Source organism: Lichenihabitans psoromatis (assembly GCF_004323635.1).
In the GTDB taxonomy this organism is placed as follows: Bacteria; Pseudomonadota; Alphaproteobacteria; order Rhizobiales; family Beijerinckiaceae; genus Lichenihabitans; species Lichenihabitans psoromatis.
In genome coordinates this window covers 389,584-404,273 of record NZ_CP036515.1, presented here as the reverse complement: position 1 = coordinate 404,273, position 14,690 = coordinate 389,584, and the positions used below count along the sequence as shown (strand labels likewise).

The following is a 14,690-nucleotide window of genomic DNA, read 5'->3' as shown; positions in this document are numbered from 1 at the left end:
GACTCGCGGCTAGCACAGCGCCCGGCCAACGAGCGTGTTGCAAGAATGCTTAGCGCGTCTCGCCGGGCGTTTGCGCGCGGATCGTATCGTCGAACGCCTGTCTCAGGAAATCCAGAAACACCATCTTGAAGATGCCGTTGTGTCCATCGACGATCTCGGGGGCAGCCTCGATGACCCAGAATGGATTATCGGGGGCTGAGCCCGCCGACTCCGGGTCAGGGGTGCCGATGTTGGATGGCCCGGTCTGCCGGAGAACCGCTCCGGCGCTATAGGTGCGGGTCCACCCGGCGACGAGTCGTCCATCCGGTCCGGTATAGCGATCCCGGAAGGCGCGAAATGCGGCATCCTCGGCGCTGAGCAAGCGGCTACGGTCGTCGTCGTCAAGCGTTGGGAGATCGGCGAAACGACCCTGTCCATTCCCGGCTTTTGGATGCTGCACGGTTCCCATGGAAACGACATGCGTTCGCATCCAGGGCACGTGACCCATCGTGTTGACGCGAGCTTGGCGTTCCAGCGCATTGGTGGATGCCCCTTTGTAGGGCCAAAAGAGGCGCCCAGCCGGAAAAGCCATGCCGGTCGCAAGATCGTTGCTGGCCGTGATGCTCATAAAGACAGGCTGCTGACCCGGCGCAAAGGCCCGCGCCTGCAGCATGGCGTGGACCGGCAGGTAACGCGCCGCCTCGAAAGCCGGGTTGATCAGCAACACGAGATCGCCGAACGGCTTGACGAGTTCGCTTGCAGAATCCGCCGCAGCGAGGCTTCCGATCAAATATTCAGCGACCGCGGAGTAGACGATCAAGCCGCCGAAACTATGCCCGGCCAGAACGAGGCGTGCCCCTGAATGGGTCGCGATCGATCGGTTGCGGATATGGCTGAGGCGGCCAAAAAGTTCGCGGACCGATCCGAGCGCGACCCGAAGCGCGCCCTCGCTGCGGCCGAAGAACGTGAAATTCTGTGCGATCTGAAGCCAGTGAAATGTCAGTCCCCGCCAACCGACGTAAACCCCCACGATGCGCCGTGGCCTTGCTCCCGGGACGGCGCGGAGCTGCTCGATGTGACCGCTCGCATGAAGAAGCCTCTTGAAGCTTTCCATGTTTTCGTCGCTGTCGGCGGCGCTATGCTTCCAGCCGTGAACGAAGACGATGATCAGCGGATCACTATCGCTTGTCGTGAGATCGATACGATCGATGATGCGGTCGATCGCCTGCGGCTCGAAGGGGCGGCCTTGGTCGTCGAATTCGACGATGTATAGGTCGTAGCTCGCATCCGCCGGCGGCGAGGACCAGTCTGTTAAACCTCGCGATGGCGCGTTCGGCACCAGTCCTGGCCAACGGTCAGCCCAAGCGGCTGTGAAAAACTCGGCCAGCGACATCGTCGTGTCCCGCTGAAGCAGTCATCAACGATCGCGCACTCTTCCACAAAACACAATCTGCTCCGTCGCATCGGCCGCTCTTGGGCCCTATTGACCGCAAGAAACGGAGTTTTCGACCGGAGCCGTCATGCGACTGGTTGGTCTCGATCTGCGGAGAACAACCATGTCATTCAGAATAACCGGTTTGTCGCCGGACCTCTTCAGGCCTCTTTTCGGCCTTGGCGAGGCCGATCTCGCGCGGCAGGGCATCATCCGTTTTCGCGCGACCGAAGTATCCGGGATGCCGGACAGGATCGAGCTTCGCGATGCCCGACCCGGTGAAGATGTTTTGCTGCTGAACTACGTTCACCAACCAGCCGACACCCCTTATCGCGCGAGCCACGCAATCTTCGTGCTCGAAGGCGAAAGCCATCGATACGAGGCTGTTGACGCGATTCCACCGGCGCTCAGAGCTCGGATGCTCTCGCTTCGGGGCTTCGGCCAAGACAATATGCTGGTCGATGCCATGTTGGCCGACGGAGGCGAGGCCGAAATCGCGATCGAACGGCTAATGGCGCTGCCGTCCGTCGCTTACATTCAGGCCCATTACGCGACCTTCGGCTGCTACGCCGCGCGAATCGACCGCAACTAAGAGGTCGGTGGTCTCCGCCAGCGGTTCGGTGCCGCTCAGCCTTTGTTCTTGTTGTAGACGTCGAGGCAGACGGCGCCGAGCAACACCAAGCCCTTGATGACCTGCTGATAGTCGATACCGATGCCGAGGATCGACATGCCGTTGTTCATCACGCCGATGATGAAGGCCCCGATGACGACGCCGGTGACCTTACCGACGCCGCCAGCGGCCGATGCACCACCGATGAAACAGGCTGCGATCACGTCGAGTTCGAAGCCGAGACCGCCCTTGGGGGTCGCGGTGTTGAGGCGTGCCGCGAAGATCATGCCGGCGAGCCCGGCCAACACGCCCATGTTGACGAAGGTCAGGAAGGTCAACCGCTCGGTCTTGATGCCAGACAGCTTGGCGGCTTTGGCATTGCCGCCGAGCGCGTAGATGCGTCGGCCGATCGTGGTCTGGTTGGTGACGAAGCGATACAGCATGATCAGCACGAACATGATGATCAGCACGTTCGGCAGGCCACGATAAGCGCTCATCTGATAGGCGAAACCGAGCAACGCCACGCCAATGACGCCATTGCGAAGCGCGAAAGCGCCCATCGACTCGACCACGACGCCGTGACTTTGCCGGTTCATCCGGCGTCGCAGGCTGACGCCAAGCAGGATCAAGAACAGCACCGCGCCGATCAGCAAGGACGTATAGGGGCCTGCAAAATTCGGGATGAAGCCCTTCGATAGCAGCTGGAAAAAGTCCGGGAACGGGCCGACCGAGGCGCCGTTCAGCACCGCGAGCGTCAATCCACGGAACACGAGCATGCCCGCGAGAGTGACGATGAAGCTCGGGATCTTGAAATAGGCGACCCAATATCCCTGCGCCGCGCCAACCAGACCGCCCACGACGAGGCAGATGAGCGTGGCCGGGATGTAGTTCATCTGCGGAATGTCGATGCCGATCGGGATGCCGATGAAATCGAGCCCGATATGCAGGCCCTGAACCATCAGCACCGCAGCGAGCGCGCCAACGAAGCCCACGACGGAGCCGATCGACAGGTCGATATGGCCGGCCACGATCACCAGCAGCATGCCGAGCGCCATCACGACGACGTAGCTGTTTTGCAGGATGAGGTTGGTGAGATTCAGCGGCTGGAACAGCACGCCGTTCGTCTTGATCTCGAAAAAGATCATGATGACCGCAAGCGCGATCAACAAACCATAATCCCGGAAATTGCCGCGCTTCAGCACGCCGCGCCAGCCCGGAGTGCCCGGATCGGTCTTCGCGGTGGGAACGGGTGCAACCGGTTGCAGGCCTTCGTCTGCCGTAATCCTGCTCATCAATGGAGTTCCTTCGAGCGCATGATGGCACGCATGATGTTTTCTTGTGACGCCTCGGCCGCCGTGAACTCACCGACGAAACGGCCTTCATTCATGACGTAGATGCGATCGCACATGCCGAGCAATTCGGGCATTTCGGACGAGATCATCAGCACACCTCGCCCATCATCGGCCAATTGGTTGATGATCGCGTAAATCTCATATTTGGCACCGACGTCGATACCCCGCGTCGGCTCATCGAGGATCAGAACCTCGGGTTTGGTGAACAGCCATTTGCTGAGCACCACCTTCTGCTGATTGCCGCCGCTGAGATTGACGGTCTGCTGTTCGACGCCGAACGAGCGGATGTTCAGCTTGGTCCGATAATCGGACGCGATCGCATATTCACGATCCTGATCGATGACGGTCAGCGACGACACGCCAGGCAGGTTCGCCAGCGTGGTGTTCTTGGTAATGTTCTCGTCCAGCACGAGGCCGAGCTGCTTCCGATCCTCGGTCACATAGGCAATGCCGGCCGCGATCGCCTTGTCGATGGTGCTGACGTCGATCTCTTTGCCGTCGAGCTTCACCGAGCCGCTAATGCCCTGACCATAGGACTTGCCGAAGAGGCTCATGGCCAATTCGGTCCGGCCAGCGCCCATAAGGCCCGCGATGCCGACGATCTCGCCGCGCTTGATGTAGAAATTGATGTTTTTCACCACCAGCCGATCGGCATGGTTTTGGTGATGAGCGCTCCAATTGGCGACCTCAAGCAGCCGCTCGCCGATTTTCGGCGTTCGCGGGGGATAGCGATGCGCCATGTCGCGGCCCACCATCCCCTGAATGATGCGATCTTCGTTGATGTCCTGCTGGTGACAATTCAGCGTCTCGACCGTCGTGCCATCGCGCAGGATCGTAATCTGGTCCGCGACTTTCGAAATCTCGTTCAGCTTGTGCGAGATCAGGATCGACGAGATGCCCTGCGCTTTGAACTCCAGAAGCAGCGCCAAAAGCGCGTCGCTATCCTTCTCGTTCAAGCTTGCCGTCGGCTCATCCAGGATCAGCAGCTTGACCTTCTTGGACAGAGCCTTGGCGATTTCGACAAGCTGCTGTTTCCCGACGCCGAGATTGGTGATGAGCGTCTCTGGATTTTCATCCAGCCCGACGGTCTTCAGCAAGGCGCGGGTTCGCTCGAAAGCCAGATCCCAGTCGATGACGCCAAACCGAGCCGTCTCGTTGCCGAGGAAGATGTTTTCGGCGATCGACAGGAGCGGCACCAGGGCGAGCTCCTGGTGAATGATGATGATGCCGAGGTGCTCGCTTTCGGAAATATCCCGAAACTTGCTGAGTTGACCCTCGTAGAAGATGTCGCCGTCGTAGGAGCCGAACGGATAAACGCCGCTGAGCACCTTCATCAAGGTGGATTTGCCGGCTCCGTTTTCACCGACGAGCGCGTGGATCTCGCCTGCCTGCACCGCCAGGTTGACGTTATCGAGCGCCTTGACGCCTGGAAACGTCTTGGTGATCCCGCGCATCTCAAGGATCGCACTCATGCAACGACCTTTTTAGCCCTAAAACCAATGAAACCGTGCGGGCCTGCGCCCGCACGGATGCCGATCGAAATCGTCGTGGGTGATCAGAGCTTACTGAAGCTGCGATGCCTTGTAATATCCGCCGTCGACGAGGACCTGCTTCCAGTTGGCCTTGTCGACCAGGACCGGGTTCAGCAGGAAGGACGGAACCACCTTCTTACCGTTGTCGTAGGTTTTCGCGTCGTTGATCTCCGGCTTGCTGCCGGTTTCCAGCGCATCCACCATGTTGACCACGACCTTGGCGAGTTCGCGCGTGTCCTTGTAGATGCTGGACGTCTGCTCGCCTGCGATGATCGACTTCACCGACTGCACTTCGCAATCCTGGCCGGTCACGATCGGGAAGGCATTGCCGCCGCTGCCGTAGCCGACGCCCTTCAGCGACGACAGGATACCGATCGACAGACCGTCGTAAGGGGAGAGAACCGCATCGACGTGCTTGCCGGTGTAATAGGCGCTCAGCAGGTTATCCATGCGCGACTGTGCCACCGATGCGTCCCAACGCAGGGTCGACACCTGCTTCATGCCGGTCTGGCCGCTCTGGATCACGAGCTTCTTGCTGTCGATGTAGGGCTGCAGCACCGACATGGCGCCATCGTAGAAGAAGTAGGCATTGTTGTCGTCGGGCGAGCCGCCGAACAATTCGATGTTGAACGGACCCTTGCCGTCCTTGAGGCCGAGCTTGTCGACGATGCTGGTGCCCTGAAGCACACCGACCTTGAAGTTATCGAAGGTGGCATAATAGTCGACGTTCGGTGAACCCTTGATCAGGCGATCGTAGGCGATGACCTTAACGCCGGCGTCATGCGCCTTGGCCAACACGTCCGAGAGGGTCGTGCCATCGATGGACGCAATCACCAGCACCTTGGCGCCCTTGGTGACCATGTTCTCGATCTGGGCGAGCTGGTTCGGGATATCGTCGTCGGCATATTGCAGGTCGGGCTCGTAGCCCTTGGCCTTCAGCTGCGCCACCATGTTGTTGCCGTCGTCGATCCAACGGGCGGATGACTTCGTCGGCATCGCGACACCGATCTTGTCGCCCTTGGCGGCGAAAGCGGGGGTCAGCATCGTGCTGGACAGCGCCATCGCGCCGATCGCTAAGGCCACAAGCGTTGTTTTAATCGTCACGTTTCTCTCCCTTGTCGACGCCCCGTTCGGCGCCCCGTCGTCTGTCGCTCGGCGATATCACTCGATCGCCACTCATCATACTATATTGCCATCTCGGTCCCAGCGCAAAATCGCTCAGGCGATGATCTTTTCTCGCTATTGTGAATGGCCTGCGTTGTCGGAGTCCAGAATTTATCGCATCACGCCGCGAGAGCTTTGACGATATTCTCCACCATTTTCTTGGCATCGGCGAACAGCATCATCGTATTGTCGCGGAAAAACAGCTCGTTCTCGACGCCGGCATAGCCCGCCGCCATGCCGCGCTTGATGAACAGAACCGTCTTGGCTCTCTCGACATCGAGAATCGGCATCCCGTAAATCGGGGATGTCTTGTCGGTCTTGGCCGCCGGATTCGTGACGTCGTTCGCCCCGATCACGAAGGCGACGTCGGCCTGGGCGAATTCCGAGTTGATGTCCTCGAGCTCGAACACCTCGTCGTAGGGAACGCTCGCCTCGGCCAGCAGCACGTTCATATGGCCCGGCATGCGCCCCGCCACCGGATGGATCGCATATTTCACGTCGACGCCTTCGCGCTTCAGCGTATCGGCCATCTCGCGCAAGGCGTGCTGCGCCTGCGCCACCGCCATACCGTAGCCCGGCACGATGATGACAGTCGCGGCATTCTTCATGATGTAGGCGGCGTCTTCCGCCGACCCCTGCTTGACCGGACGCGTCTCCACGCTTCCGCTGGCGACAGCCGAATCGCCACCAAAGCCGCCGAGGATGACGGAGATGAAGGAGCGATTCATCGCTTTGCACATGATGTAGCTGAGGATGGCGCCGGACGAGCCAACCAGCGCGCCGGTGATGATGAGGGCGAGATTGCCGAGCGTGAACCCGATGCCGGCGGCGGCCCAGCCCGAATAAGAGTTCAGCATCGACACGACGACCGGCATGTCGGCGCCGCCGATCGGCACGATGATGAGGCCGCCGAGCGCCAAGGCCACGATCACGATCGCCCAGAACGCGAGGCTGCTGACCGTCGTCACAAACGTCGCGATCAGCACCACCAGAAGCACCGCGAGCGCGATGTTGATGGCGTGACGCTGTGGCAGCATGATCGGCTTGCCGGACATGCGGCCATCGAGCTTCAAGAATGCGATGATCGATCCCGTGAACGTGATGGCGCCAATGGCGGCGCCGATCGACATTTCGACGAGGCTCGCTCCATGGATCGCGCCTGGCGTCCCGATGCCGAACGCTTGCGGCGCATAAAGCGCGCCGGCCGCCACGATCACGGCCGCAAAGCCCACCAGCGCATGGAAGAAGGCGATGAGCTGAGGCATCGCGGTCATCTGCACGGTGCGGGCCCGCCAGGCTCCGATGCCGCCGCCGATCGCGATGCCGGCGATCACCATCAGCCAGCTCACCGCGTCTGCTGGTGGTCGCAGCAGCAATGTCGTGAGGACCGCAAGGCCCATGCCGACCATGCCGTAGAGGTTGCCGCGACGCGACGTGGCGGGCGACGACAGGCCGCGCAACGCCAGGATGAAGAGGATGCCGGAGACGAGGTAGAGAATGGCTGCGATGCTGTCGGTCATCGGGTCAGCCCTTCTTCTTGTACATCGATAGCATCCGCTCGGTGACGAGGAAGCCGCCGAAGATGTTGACCGAGGCGAGAATGAGCGCGAAGAACCCGAAAATGCGCGCCGCCCAGGCGCCGGCCGCATGACCCTCGCCGGTGTCGACGCCGATCAACAGCAAAGCGCCCACCACGATGACGGACGACACCGCATTGGTAACAGACATCAGAGGCGTGTGGAGCGCCGGCGTCACCGACCAGACCACGTAATAGCCGACGAAGACCGCCATGGCGAAGATCGCGAGGCGGAACACGAAGGGGTCGATCGCGCCGCCAGAGGCCGCATGCGCTCCGGCGCCGGCCAGATCGGCCAGCTGTGCCGCATAGCTATGAGCCGCATCGGCCGATTGCTGGGCCGCCGCGGCAGCAGCCTGCGCCTTGTCGTAGAGTTGCTGGGCGGTATCGACGGCCATGCTGCCCTCTAGGCTTGATCTTGTCCGGCAAAATAACCGGCATCCCCGGCACACCCGTGCCACATCGTCTTATGTTCAAGCTGCTCCGAGGAGCAGCTTGCCTCAGGCCGCCTTGGGCTGGAAGTTCGGGTGGACGATGGCGCCGTCCCGCGTCAGGCAGGTGGCTTTTACGAGATCGTCGTCCCAGTTCACCGCGACCGTCTTGCTGGTCTTGTCGATCAGCGTTTCGACGAAAGCGTAGAGATTGCGCGCGTAGAGGCTGGAGGCCGTGGCGGCGAGCCGTCCTGGCACGTTCAGGTAGCCGACGATCTTCACGCCGTCGTGGTCGACGACCTCGCCAGGCCGGGACAATTCGCAATTGCCACCACGCTCGACCGCGAGATCGAGGATCACCGATCCCGGGCGCATGGATTGCACCATGGCGGCCGTAACGAGACGTGGCGCCGGACGACCGGGAATCAGCGCCGTCGTGATGACGATGTCCTGCTTGGCGATATGGGCCGCCACCAAGGCCGCCTGCTTCTGCTTGTAGCCGTCTGACATCTCCTTGGCGTAGCCACCGGACGTCTCGGCCTGTTTGAACTCGTCGTCCTCGACGGCAACGAATTTTGCGCCGAGCGACTCCACCTGCTCCTTGGTGGCCGGGCGGACGTCCGTCGCGGTCACGATCGCGCCGAGGCGCCGTGCCGTTGCGATCGCCTGCAGTCCCGCGACCCCGACCCCCATGATGAAGATGCGGGCTGCCGGAACCGTGCCGGCGGCGGTCATCATCATCGGCAGGGCGCGGCCATATTGCTCGGCCGCATCGATGACCGAGCGATAGCCGGCGAGATTGGCCTGGCTCGAGAGCACGTCCATGACCTGCGCGCGCGTGATCCGGGGCATCAGCTCCATGGAAAAGCCGGTCACGCCGGCCTCAGCCATGATCCGCAGAGCTTCATCCTGCCCGTAGGGATCCATGATGCCGACCACGATGGCGTTGCGCTTGATGTTGGCGAGGTCGGCCCCGTCGGGGCGCCGAACCTTCAGCACGATATCGGCATCCCGCAAGGTTCCTGCAGCATCGGGTTCCAGCGTCGCGCCGGCCGCCTCGAAGTCGCGGTCGGGGATACCAGCTTTCGTGCCGGCGCCGCTCTGCACCGCCACGCTCGCGCCGAGGGCGATGAATTTGCGGATCGTGTCGGGTGTCGCGCCGACGCGCGGCTCGGTCGGGTCGGATTCGGCCGGCACGGCGATACGCATAGGGTTCCTCCGATGAGCCGATGCCGGCGAGAGCAAGGGCACAAGCGACGCCTTTGGCCTGTGATCGGCCATTCGGGCAGGGGGTGACGCGCCGCCAGAGGGGTCGCGTCGGATCGATCAGACGAGGAAGAAGGCGAGAAGCAGGAGAATGACCGCGACCACGATCGTGCCCCATTTCGCGGCCCAGAGAAAGCCGACGTAGGTGCGCTCGTGCTCGGCATAATCCATATACCGGCTGTCCATCGGGACATCATCCGAATTGGCCATCATCCACCCCAACATTATCGCCTTTGTCTTGGCCATATCCGAACTTCGCAAGGGGAGCAACGCCGGCTGCAAATTGGATGGAGGGGTCGCGTCATCTTCGTTCGATTTTATCGATCAGAACCAGAAGAGCTACGCGTTGGATCGAACGGTCGGAAAATGCAAAATGCGGCATCGAGGTTGCGCCCATGTCCGTTCATCCGTCCGTCCTTTCCGCCTCTCACCATGTCGGCCGCCTCCTTCCGGGGCTTGCGCTTTGTGGTCTCGTGACGCTGCTGGCCTTCGTGGCGCAGACCGGAGAGGAACGGCTATTCGGGCGGGCGTGGCTGGAATCGCTCGTGCTCGCCATTCTGATCGGCACGGTGGTGCGGACGTTGTGGACGCCACCGGAGCGGTGGCTTCCCGGCATCGCCTTCAGCGCCAAGACCCTGCTCGAAATCGCGGTCATGCTGCTCGGCGCTTCGCTCAGCATCGGCACCATCGTGGCGGCCGGTCCGGGTCTGTTGTTCGGGATCGCCGGCGTCGTCGTGATGGCGATCGGCATCAGCTACATGATCGGCCGTGTCCTCGGCCTCCCGTGCCGGATGGCCATCCTGGTGGCGTGCGGCAACTCCATTTGCGGCAACTCGGCCATTGCCGCCACCGCGCCCGTCATCGGTGCCGAAAGCGACGATATCGCGGCTTCGATCGGCTTCACGGCGGTTCTCGGCGTTCTGGTGGTAATCGGCCTGCCGCTGTTGGTCCCCGTGCTGGGAATGAGCAAGCTCCAATATGGCGTTCTGGCCGGGCTCACGGTCTATGCCGTGCCGCAGGTGATCGCCGCCACGGCGCCGATCGGCGCTCTCAGCGTACAAATCGGAACGCTCGTCAAATTGGTCCGCGTGCTGATGCTCGGCCCGGTCATGCTGGTGCTCTCGCTCGGCGCGGGCCATCTGTCGCGCCATGCCGGAGCTGCCGGGGTCGCGCCGCCCCGCCTGTCGATCGCAAAGCTCGTCCCCTGGTTCATCATCGGCTTTCTGGCCCTTGTGGCGGCACGGAGTTCCGGCCTGGTTCCCGGCGCGGCCCTGGCGCCGATGTCCACCCTCGCCAACTGGCTCACGATCGTGTCCATGGCGGCGCTCGGGCTTGGGGTCGACGTGCGGGTTGTGGCTCGGGCGGGATTGCGGGTCACGGCAGCGGTCGTGGTCTCGCTCCTGGCGCTCGGCGGCATCAGTCTCGGTTTGATCCGGTTGCTCGGTATCGCCTGACCTGCGAGGTTGCGGGTTCTGACGACCGCCGGACCGGTATGACTCTCGAACAGCTTCGGATCTTCATCGCGGTCGCGAGCCGCGAGCATGTCACGCAGGCGGCGGGTGAGCTGAACCTGACGCAATCCGCTGTCAGTGCGGCCGTCGCGGCGCTGGAGGAACGCTACGCCACCAAGCTGTTCGACCGCGTCGGGCGCCGCATCGCGCTGACGGACGCGGGCCGTCTCTTTCTGGTCGAGGCTCGTGCCGTCCTGGCCCGCGCAAAGGCGGCCGAGTTGGTGTTATCGGATCTCGCCGGCCTCAAGCGCGGTTCGTTGGCGCTGGCCGCAAGCCAAACCATCGGCAACTATTGGCTACCCGAGAAGATGCAGCTGTTCCGCAAGGCTCATCCGGGCGTCGACCTGCATCTCACGATCGACAACACCGCCCGTGTGGCCACGATGGTTCGCGACGGAACAGTGGATCTCGGCTTCGTCGAGGGCGACGTCGACGATCCGGCGCTCGCAAGTCGCGCCGTGGCCGACGATGAACTGATCATGGTGGTCGGGCCGCGCCATCCCTGGGCGAGCCGACGCAGCATCGCCCCGCAGGACCTGATCGACACCGGGTGGGTCTTGCGGGAGCCGGGGTCGGGTACGCGCTCCCGCTTCGAGGAGGCTTTGCGCGGCTTCGGCGTTGATCCGGACCGACTGACGGTGCGGCTGGAACTTCCGTCCAACGAAGCCGTGCGAACCGCCATTGAGACCGGCCCCGAAGCGAGCGTGCTGTCGCGGCTTGTGGCCGCCTTGGCGCTGCGTGCCGGAACGCTGGCCGAAGTGCGATTTGCGCTGCCGCGTCGGCACTTCACCATGTTGCGTCACAAAGAGCGGTCCATCACAGCGGCCGAAACCGCGCTGATGCAGGTAGCGGCCGCCGATGCGCCACGCAGGGGTGCCGACTACGCGATTTGAGGCGACCTAGCCTTTCGTCCGTAAAGTCGAGCGACCCCCATCGACTCCGATCACCTGGCCGGTGATCCAGCCGGCGTCTTCGGACAGAAGAAACGCCGCCAGGGCGGCGATGTCATCGGGCTCGCCCAGCCGTCGCAGCGCATGCAGATCGGCGACCGCCTTGGCAAGCGCCTCGTTCCGCGTCAGCGGCGCCGCGAGGGGCGTTCGGGTCAGCGATGGGGCAATGCAATTGACCCGCACCTTGGGGGCGAATTCGGTCGCCAGCGAACGGGCCAGCCCCTCCACCGCCGCTTTGGCCATGCCGATCGAGGCATGGCCCGAAAAGCCCTGCGTGGCCGCAACGGAGGAAAACAGCACGATCGAGGCATCTCCATGCGCAGCCTTGAGGGCGGGCGCGGCGGCCTGGATCGTCAGGGCGGCACCGAGCGCGTTGACCCGGAAATCCATGTCGAATTCCGCCGTCGTGAGAGACTGCAGCGGCTTTACCGTGATGGTCCCGACCGCATAGACGAGCCCCTTGATCGGGCCAGCCGAGATGATGTCCGTGATGGTGGATTGCACAGCCCCGGCATCGGTGACGTCGAGCTGCCGGGTCGTGACGCCGAGCTCTTGCCCGACCGCCTCGAGCTTGGCGGCGTCGCGGCCGATCAGCACGACGGTCTCACCGCGCTGGGTCAAGCGCCGCGCGATGGCGCTGCCGATACCGCCGGCGCCGCCGACGATCAAAATGGGTTCCACCAAGGACCTCCTCGTTGCATAGATCTCCCCAGGGTTATGGTCCTGGCGCACTCGAAGGGTAGGGAGACGGCGAAGATGTTGAACCAGGAGGGGCGCGTGTTGCGACCGTGGGCTTCGAGCTCTTATCATCGCCAGTGGTTGCTCGGCCAGGCGCATGGGCTGCTCGACGCGTTTGCGCACGACACCATCAATCCGCGTGGCGGCTTCTTCGAACTCGATGAGCACGGAGCGCCGATCCGCGATGCGTCCGGTTCGAACATCCGCGCGATCCATGTCACCACGCGAATGATCTACTGTTATTCGGTCGCCCATCTGCTCGGCCACCCAGGGGCCGCAGCCATTGTCGACCATGGCATGGCCTATCTTTGGTCAGCCCATCGCGATGCAGTCGAGGGAGGCTATTTTTGGAGCGTCGACGACAAAGGTCCGGTCGATGCCACCAAACAGGCCTATGGACATGCCTTCGTGCTGTTGGCGGCCGCCAGCGCCAAGACGGTGGGGCACCCCGACGCAGACCGCCTCCTGGCCGACGTCACACAGGTGCTGCGGGACAAGTTCTGGGAGCCGCAGCACGGGGCAGCGGCGGAGGAATTCTCAGCCGATTGGACGCCGATCGACACCTACCGTGGCCAGAACTCCAACATGCACCTGACCGAAGCCCTCATGGCGGCCCACGAGGCGACGGGTGACGGGCAATATCTCGTTATGGCCGAGTCGATCGCCGATCTGCTGATTCGGCGCATCACAGCCAGACATGCCTGGACCTTGCCCGAACATTTCTCGGAAAACTGGGAGGTCAATCGGGATTATGCGGGTTCCGAGATGTTCCGCCCGGCCGGAACAACGCCCGGCCACTGGCTGGAATGGAGCCGTCTCATCCTTCAATTATGGATCGCCGGAGGGCGCCGGCACGATTGGATGCCTGAGGCCGCATCGGCTTTGTTCCACAATGCAATCAACCAGGGATGGGACCGCACGCGCGGCGGTTTCTTCTACACGCTCGATTTCGACCGTAACCCCCTCGTGACCGACAAGATCTGGTGGCCGGCTTGCGAGGGAATCGCAGCCGCCTCGTTCATCGGGGCCAATGCCGACGATCCCTTCTACGAGACGTGGTATCGCGCGATCTGGGATTGGAGCGCCGCCAACCTGATCGATCCGTCGCATGCCGGGTGGCGACCGCAACTCGATGCGGACCTCAAGCCCAAATCGACGCTGTTTACCGGCAAGCCGGACATCTATCACACGCTGCAGGCCTATCTGATCCCGTTGTTTCCGGCGACCGGCGGGCTGCTCAGCGTGATCGGTGCCGCCGAGCAACTGCCAGCCGGGCCGATTTAAAGCCGAGCCTCAGCGACCGCCACCGCCAAGGTCATGGCCAGCACCATGGTGGCCGACATCGGCCGGAAACCCTGACAGTCTGCCTCGACGATCTCGAACCAGATGCCATCCTCAGGAACGATCGGGCTGAAGGGACTGTCGGTAATCACCACCATGGCGGCACCGCGCGTCGCGATCTTCCGGGCCAGCATCACGGCCGATGAGGCATAAGGCGTGAAGCTGACGGCCAAAGCCGCGTCACGCGGGGTCGCAAAGGAGGCGGTTTCGGCATCGGTGCCCACCGCCGACCCGATCAAGACGTTGCGAATGCCAAGCTTGCCGAGCGCATAGCTCATATAGGACGTCACCGGAAACGACCGCCGTTGCCCGATCAAATAGATGGTTTCCGCCTTGCTCAACCGGTCGACCGCGCGCTCGATGGTGGCGGGGTCGATTTGCGACCGCACGGCGCGGATCGACCGTTCCGCCGCCTCCGCGAATCCCTCGAACAGGGCGGCAGCGCGCGCCGTTTCCGGCCCGGTCCGGAGCGCCTGCAGACGCTCCTCATAGGTCGGTACGCGCTCGCGCAAGCGATCGCGAAAAATCGTCTGCAGGTCGGAAAAACCCTGGTAGCCGAGCGCCTGAGCGAAGCGGATCAGGGTGGATGGCTGGACCTGCGCCTGTTCGGCAATGCTGGCGGCCGTGCCGAACGCAACCTCATCCGGATTGGCGAGCGTGAAGGCAGCGACCTGCGCCAGCCGCTTTGGCAGGCCCTTCTTGCGCGACAGCAAGGCATCGCGCAGACCCTCGAAGCTCCGCGGTGCCGCGGGTCCGATCTCGACAACGTCTTCGTCGGACATGTTCAACCCTCGACGGTGTGACCGGC

The 14,690-nt window shown here is 62.8% G+C and carries 14 protein-coding genes; 4 read left to right on the top strand and 10 right to left on the bottom strand.

Translation table 11 applies throughout. The annotated features are described in order from the left end of the window. Positions 1-49: 49 nt before the first annotated feature. Complete coding sequence (locus tag EY713_RS01965) at positions 50-1,372, bottom strand: alpha/beta fold hydrolase (RefSeq protein ID WP_131113325.1); 1,323 nt, start codon at positions 1,370-1,372, stop codon at positions 50-52. Positions 1,373-1,535: 163 nt separating this feature from the next. On the opposite strand from EY713_RS01965, the gene EY713_RS01960 reads away from it, so the two are divergent. Next, on the top strand, positions 1,536-2,003 hold the full coding sequence (locus EY713_RS01960) for a DUF1203 domain-containing protein (protein WP_131113324.1): 468 nt from the start codon (positions 1,536-1,538) through the stop codon (positions 2,001-2,003). Positions 2,004-2,038: 35 nt separating this feature from the next. On the opposite strand, the gene mmsB is transcribed toward EY713_RS01960, so the two are convergent. From mmsB to EY713_RS01925, 7 genes are all read right to left on the bottom strand, one after another. Beyond that, the gene (mmsB, locus tag EY713_RS01955; RefSeq protein ID WP_131113323.1) at positions 2,039-3,313 is read right to left on the bottom strand and encodes a multiple monosaccharide ABC transporter permease; all 1,275 of its coding nucleotides are present in this window, start codon (positions 3,311-3,313) and stop codon (positions 2,039-2,041) included. Next, the gene (mmsA, locus tag EY713_RS01950; RefSeq protein ID WP_131113322.1) at positions 3,313-4,845 is read right to left on the bottom strand and encodes a multiple monosaccharide ABC transporter ATP-binding protein; all 1,533 of its coding nucleotides are present in this window, start codon (positions 4,843-4,845) and stop codon (positions 3,313-3,315) included. The genes mmsB and mmsA overlap by 1 nt, the downstream gene beginning before the upstream one ends. 90 nt (positions 4,846-4,935) lie before the next feature. After that, the gene (chvE, locus tag EY713_RS01945) at positions 4,936-5,967 is read right to left on the bottom strand and encodes a multiple monosaccharide ABC transporter substrate-binding protein (protein ID WP_131119147.1); all 1,032 of its coding nucleotides are present in this window, start codon (positions 5,965-5,967) and stop codon (positions 4,936-4,938) included. 221 nt (positions 5,968-6,188) lie between these two features. Next, positions 6,189-7,589: an NAD(P)(+) transhydrogenase (Re/Si-specific) subunit beta gene (locus tag EY713_RS01940; protein ID WP_131113321.1), complete on the bottom strand. Its 1,401-nt coding sequence runs from the start codon at positions 7,587-7,589 to the stop codon at positions 6,189-6,191. Between the two features lie 4 nt (positions 7,590-7,593). Beyond that, positions 7,594-8,043, bottom strand: coding sequence for an NAD(P) transhydrogenase subunit alpha part 2 (locus tag EY713_RS01935; protein ID WP_131113320.1), 450 nt, complete (start codon positions 8,041-8,043; stop codon positions 7,594-7,596). A 102-nt stretch (positions 8,044-8,145) separates the two neighbouring features. Continuing rightward, a complete protein-coding gene (locus tag EY713_RS01930) occupies positions 8,146-9,285 on the bottom strand; it encodes a Re/Si-specific NAD(P)(+) transhydrogenase subunit alpha (RefSeq protein WP_131113319.1) in 1,140 nt (379 codons plus the stop codon). Positions 9,286-9,402: 117 nt separating this feature from the next. Then, on the bottom strand, positions 9,403-9,588 hold the full coding sequence (locus tag EY713_RS01925; protein WP_245504389.1) for an aa3-type cytochrome c oxidase subunit IV: 186 nt from the start codon (positions 9,586-9,588) through the stop codon (positions 9,403-9,405). A gap of 149 nt (positions 9,589-9,737) precedes the next feature. Here EY713_RS01925 and EY713_RS01920 point away from each other — a divergent pair, with 149 nt between their 5' ends. Together EY713_RS01920 and EY713_RS01915 are read left to right on the top strand one after the other, a co-directional pair. Beyond that, a complete protein-coding gene (locus tag EY713_RS01920) occupies positions 9,738-10,796 on the top strand; it encodes a YeiH family protein (protein WP_131113318.1) in 1,059 nt (352 codons plus the stop codon). A 38-nt stretch (positions 10,797-10,834) separates the two neighbouring features. Next, positions 10,835-11,746, top strand: a complete 912-nt coding sequence (locus tag EY713_RS01915; RefSeq protein ID WP_131113317.1) for a LysR family transcriptional regulator — start codon at positions 10,835-10,837, stop codon at positions 11,744-11,746. Between the two features lie 6 nt (positions 11,747-11,752). On the opposite strand, the gene EY713_RS01910 is transcribed toward EY713_RS01915, so the two are convergent. Next, on the bottom strand, positions 11,753-12,484 hold the full coding sequence (locus EY713_RS01910) for an SDR family NAD(P)-dependent oxidoreductase (RefSeq protein WP_131113316.1): 732 nt from the start codon (positions 12,482-12,484) through the stop codon (positions 11,753-11,755). A gap of 75 nt (positions 12,485-12,559) precedes the next feature. On the opposite strand from EY713_RS01910, the gene EY713_RS01905 reads away from it, so the two are divergent. Next, complete coding sequence (locus tag EY713_RS01905) at positions 12,560-13,825, top strand: AGE family epimerase/isomerase (protein WP_131113315.1); 1,266 nt, start codon at positions 12,560-12,562, stop codon at positions 13,823-13,825. Here EY713_RS01905 and EY713_RS01900 read toward each other — a convergent pair. Beyond that, entirely contained in the window at positions 13,822-14,664 is an 843-nt protein-coding gene (locus EY713_RS01900; RefSeq protein WP_131113314.1) for a MurR/RpiR family transcriptional regulator, read from the bottom strand. The genes EY713_RS01905 and EY713_RS01900 overlap by 4 nt on opposite strands. Between the last annotated feature and the right edge of the window lie 26 nt (positions 14,665-14,690).

What these genes read in the sequence shown, in the direction of transcription:
- mmsA (WP_131113322.1), bottom strand. Translation starts at nt 4,845, where the DNA reads ATGAGTGCGATCCTTGAGATGCGCGGGATCACCAAGACGTTTCCAGGC.
- mmsB (WP_131113323.1), bottom strand. Translation starts at nt 3,313, where the DNA reads ATGAGCAGGATTACGGCAGACGAAGGCCTGCAACCGGTTGCACCCGTT.
- EY713_RS01900 (WP_131113314.1), bottom strand. Translation starts at nt 14,664, where the DNA reads ATGTCCGACGAAGACGTTGTCGAGATCGGACCCGCGGCACCGCGGAGC.
- EY713_RS01940 (WP_131113321.1), bottom strand. Translation starts at nt 7,589, where the DNA reads ATGACCGACAGCATCGCAGCCATTCTCTACCTCGTCTCCGGCATCCTC.
- EY713_RS01965 (WP_131113325.1), bottom strand. Translation starts at nt 1,372, where the DNA reads ATGTCGCTGGCCGAGTTTTTCACAGCCGCTTGGGCTGACCGTTGGCCA.
- EY713_RS01960 (WP_131113324.1), top strand. Translation starts at nt 1,536, where the DNA reads ATGTCATTCAGAATAACCGGTTTGTCGCCGGACCTCTTCAGGCCTCTT.
- EY713_RS01905 (WP_131113315.1), top strand. Translation starts at nt 12,560, where the DNA reads ATGTTGAACCAGGAGGGGCGCGTGTTGCGACCGTGGGCTTCGAGCTCT.
- EY713_RS01925 (WP_245504389.1), bottom strand. Translation starts at nt 9,588, where the DNA reads ATGGCCAAGACAAAGGCGATAATGTTGGGGTGGATGATGGCCAATTCG.
- EY713_RS01915 (WP_131113317.1), top strand. Translation starts at nt 10,835, where the DNA reads ATGACTCTCGAACAGCTTCGGATCTTCATCGCGGTCGCGAGCCGCGAG.
- EY713_RS01935 (WP_131113320.1), bottom strand. Translation starts at nt 8,043, where the DNA reads ATGGCCGTCGATACCGCCCAGCAACTCTACGACAAGGCGCAGGCTGCT.
- EY713_RS01920 (WP_131113318.1), top strand. Translation starts at nt 9,738, where the DNA reads ATGTCCGTTCATCCGTCCGTCCTTTCCGCCTCTCACCATGTCGGCCGC.
- EY713_RS01930 (WP_131113319.1), bottom strand. Translation starts at nt 9,285, where the DNA reads ATGCGTATCGCCGTGCCGGCCGAATCCGACCCGACCGAGCCGCGCGTC.
- chvE (WP_131119147.1), bottom strand. Translation starts at nt 5,967, where the DNA reads ATGGCGCTGTCCAGCACGATGCTGACCCCCGCTTTCGCCGCCAAGGGC.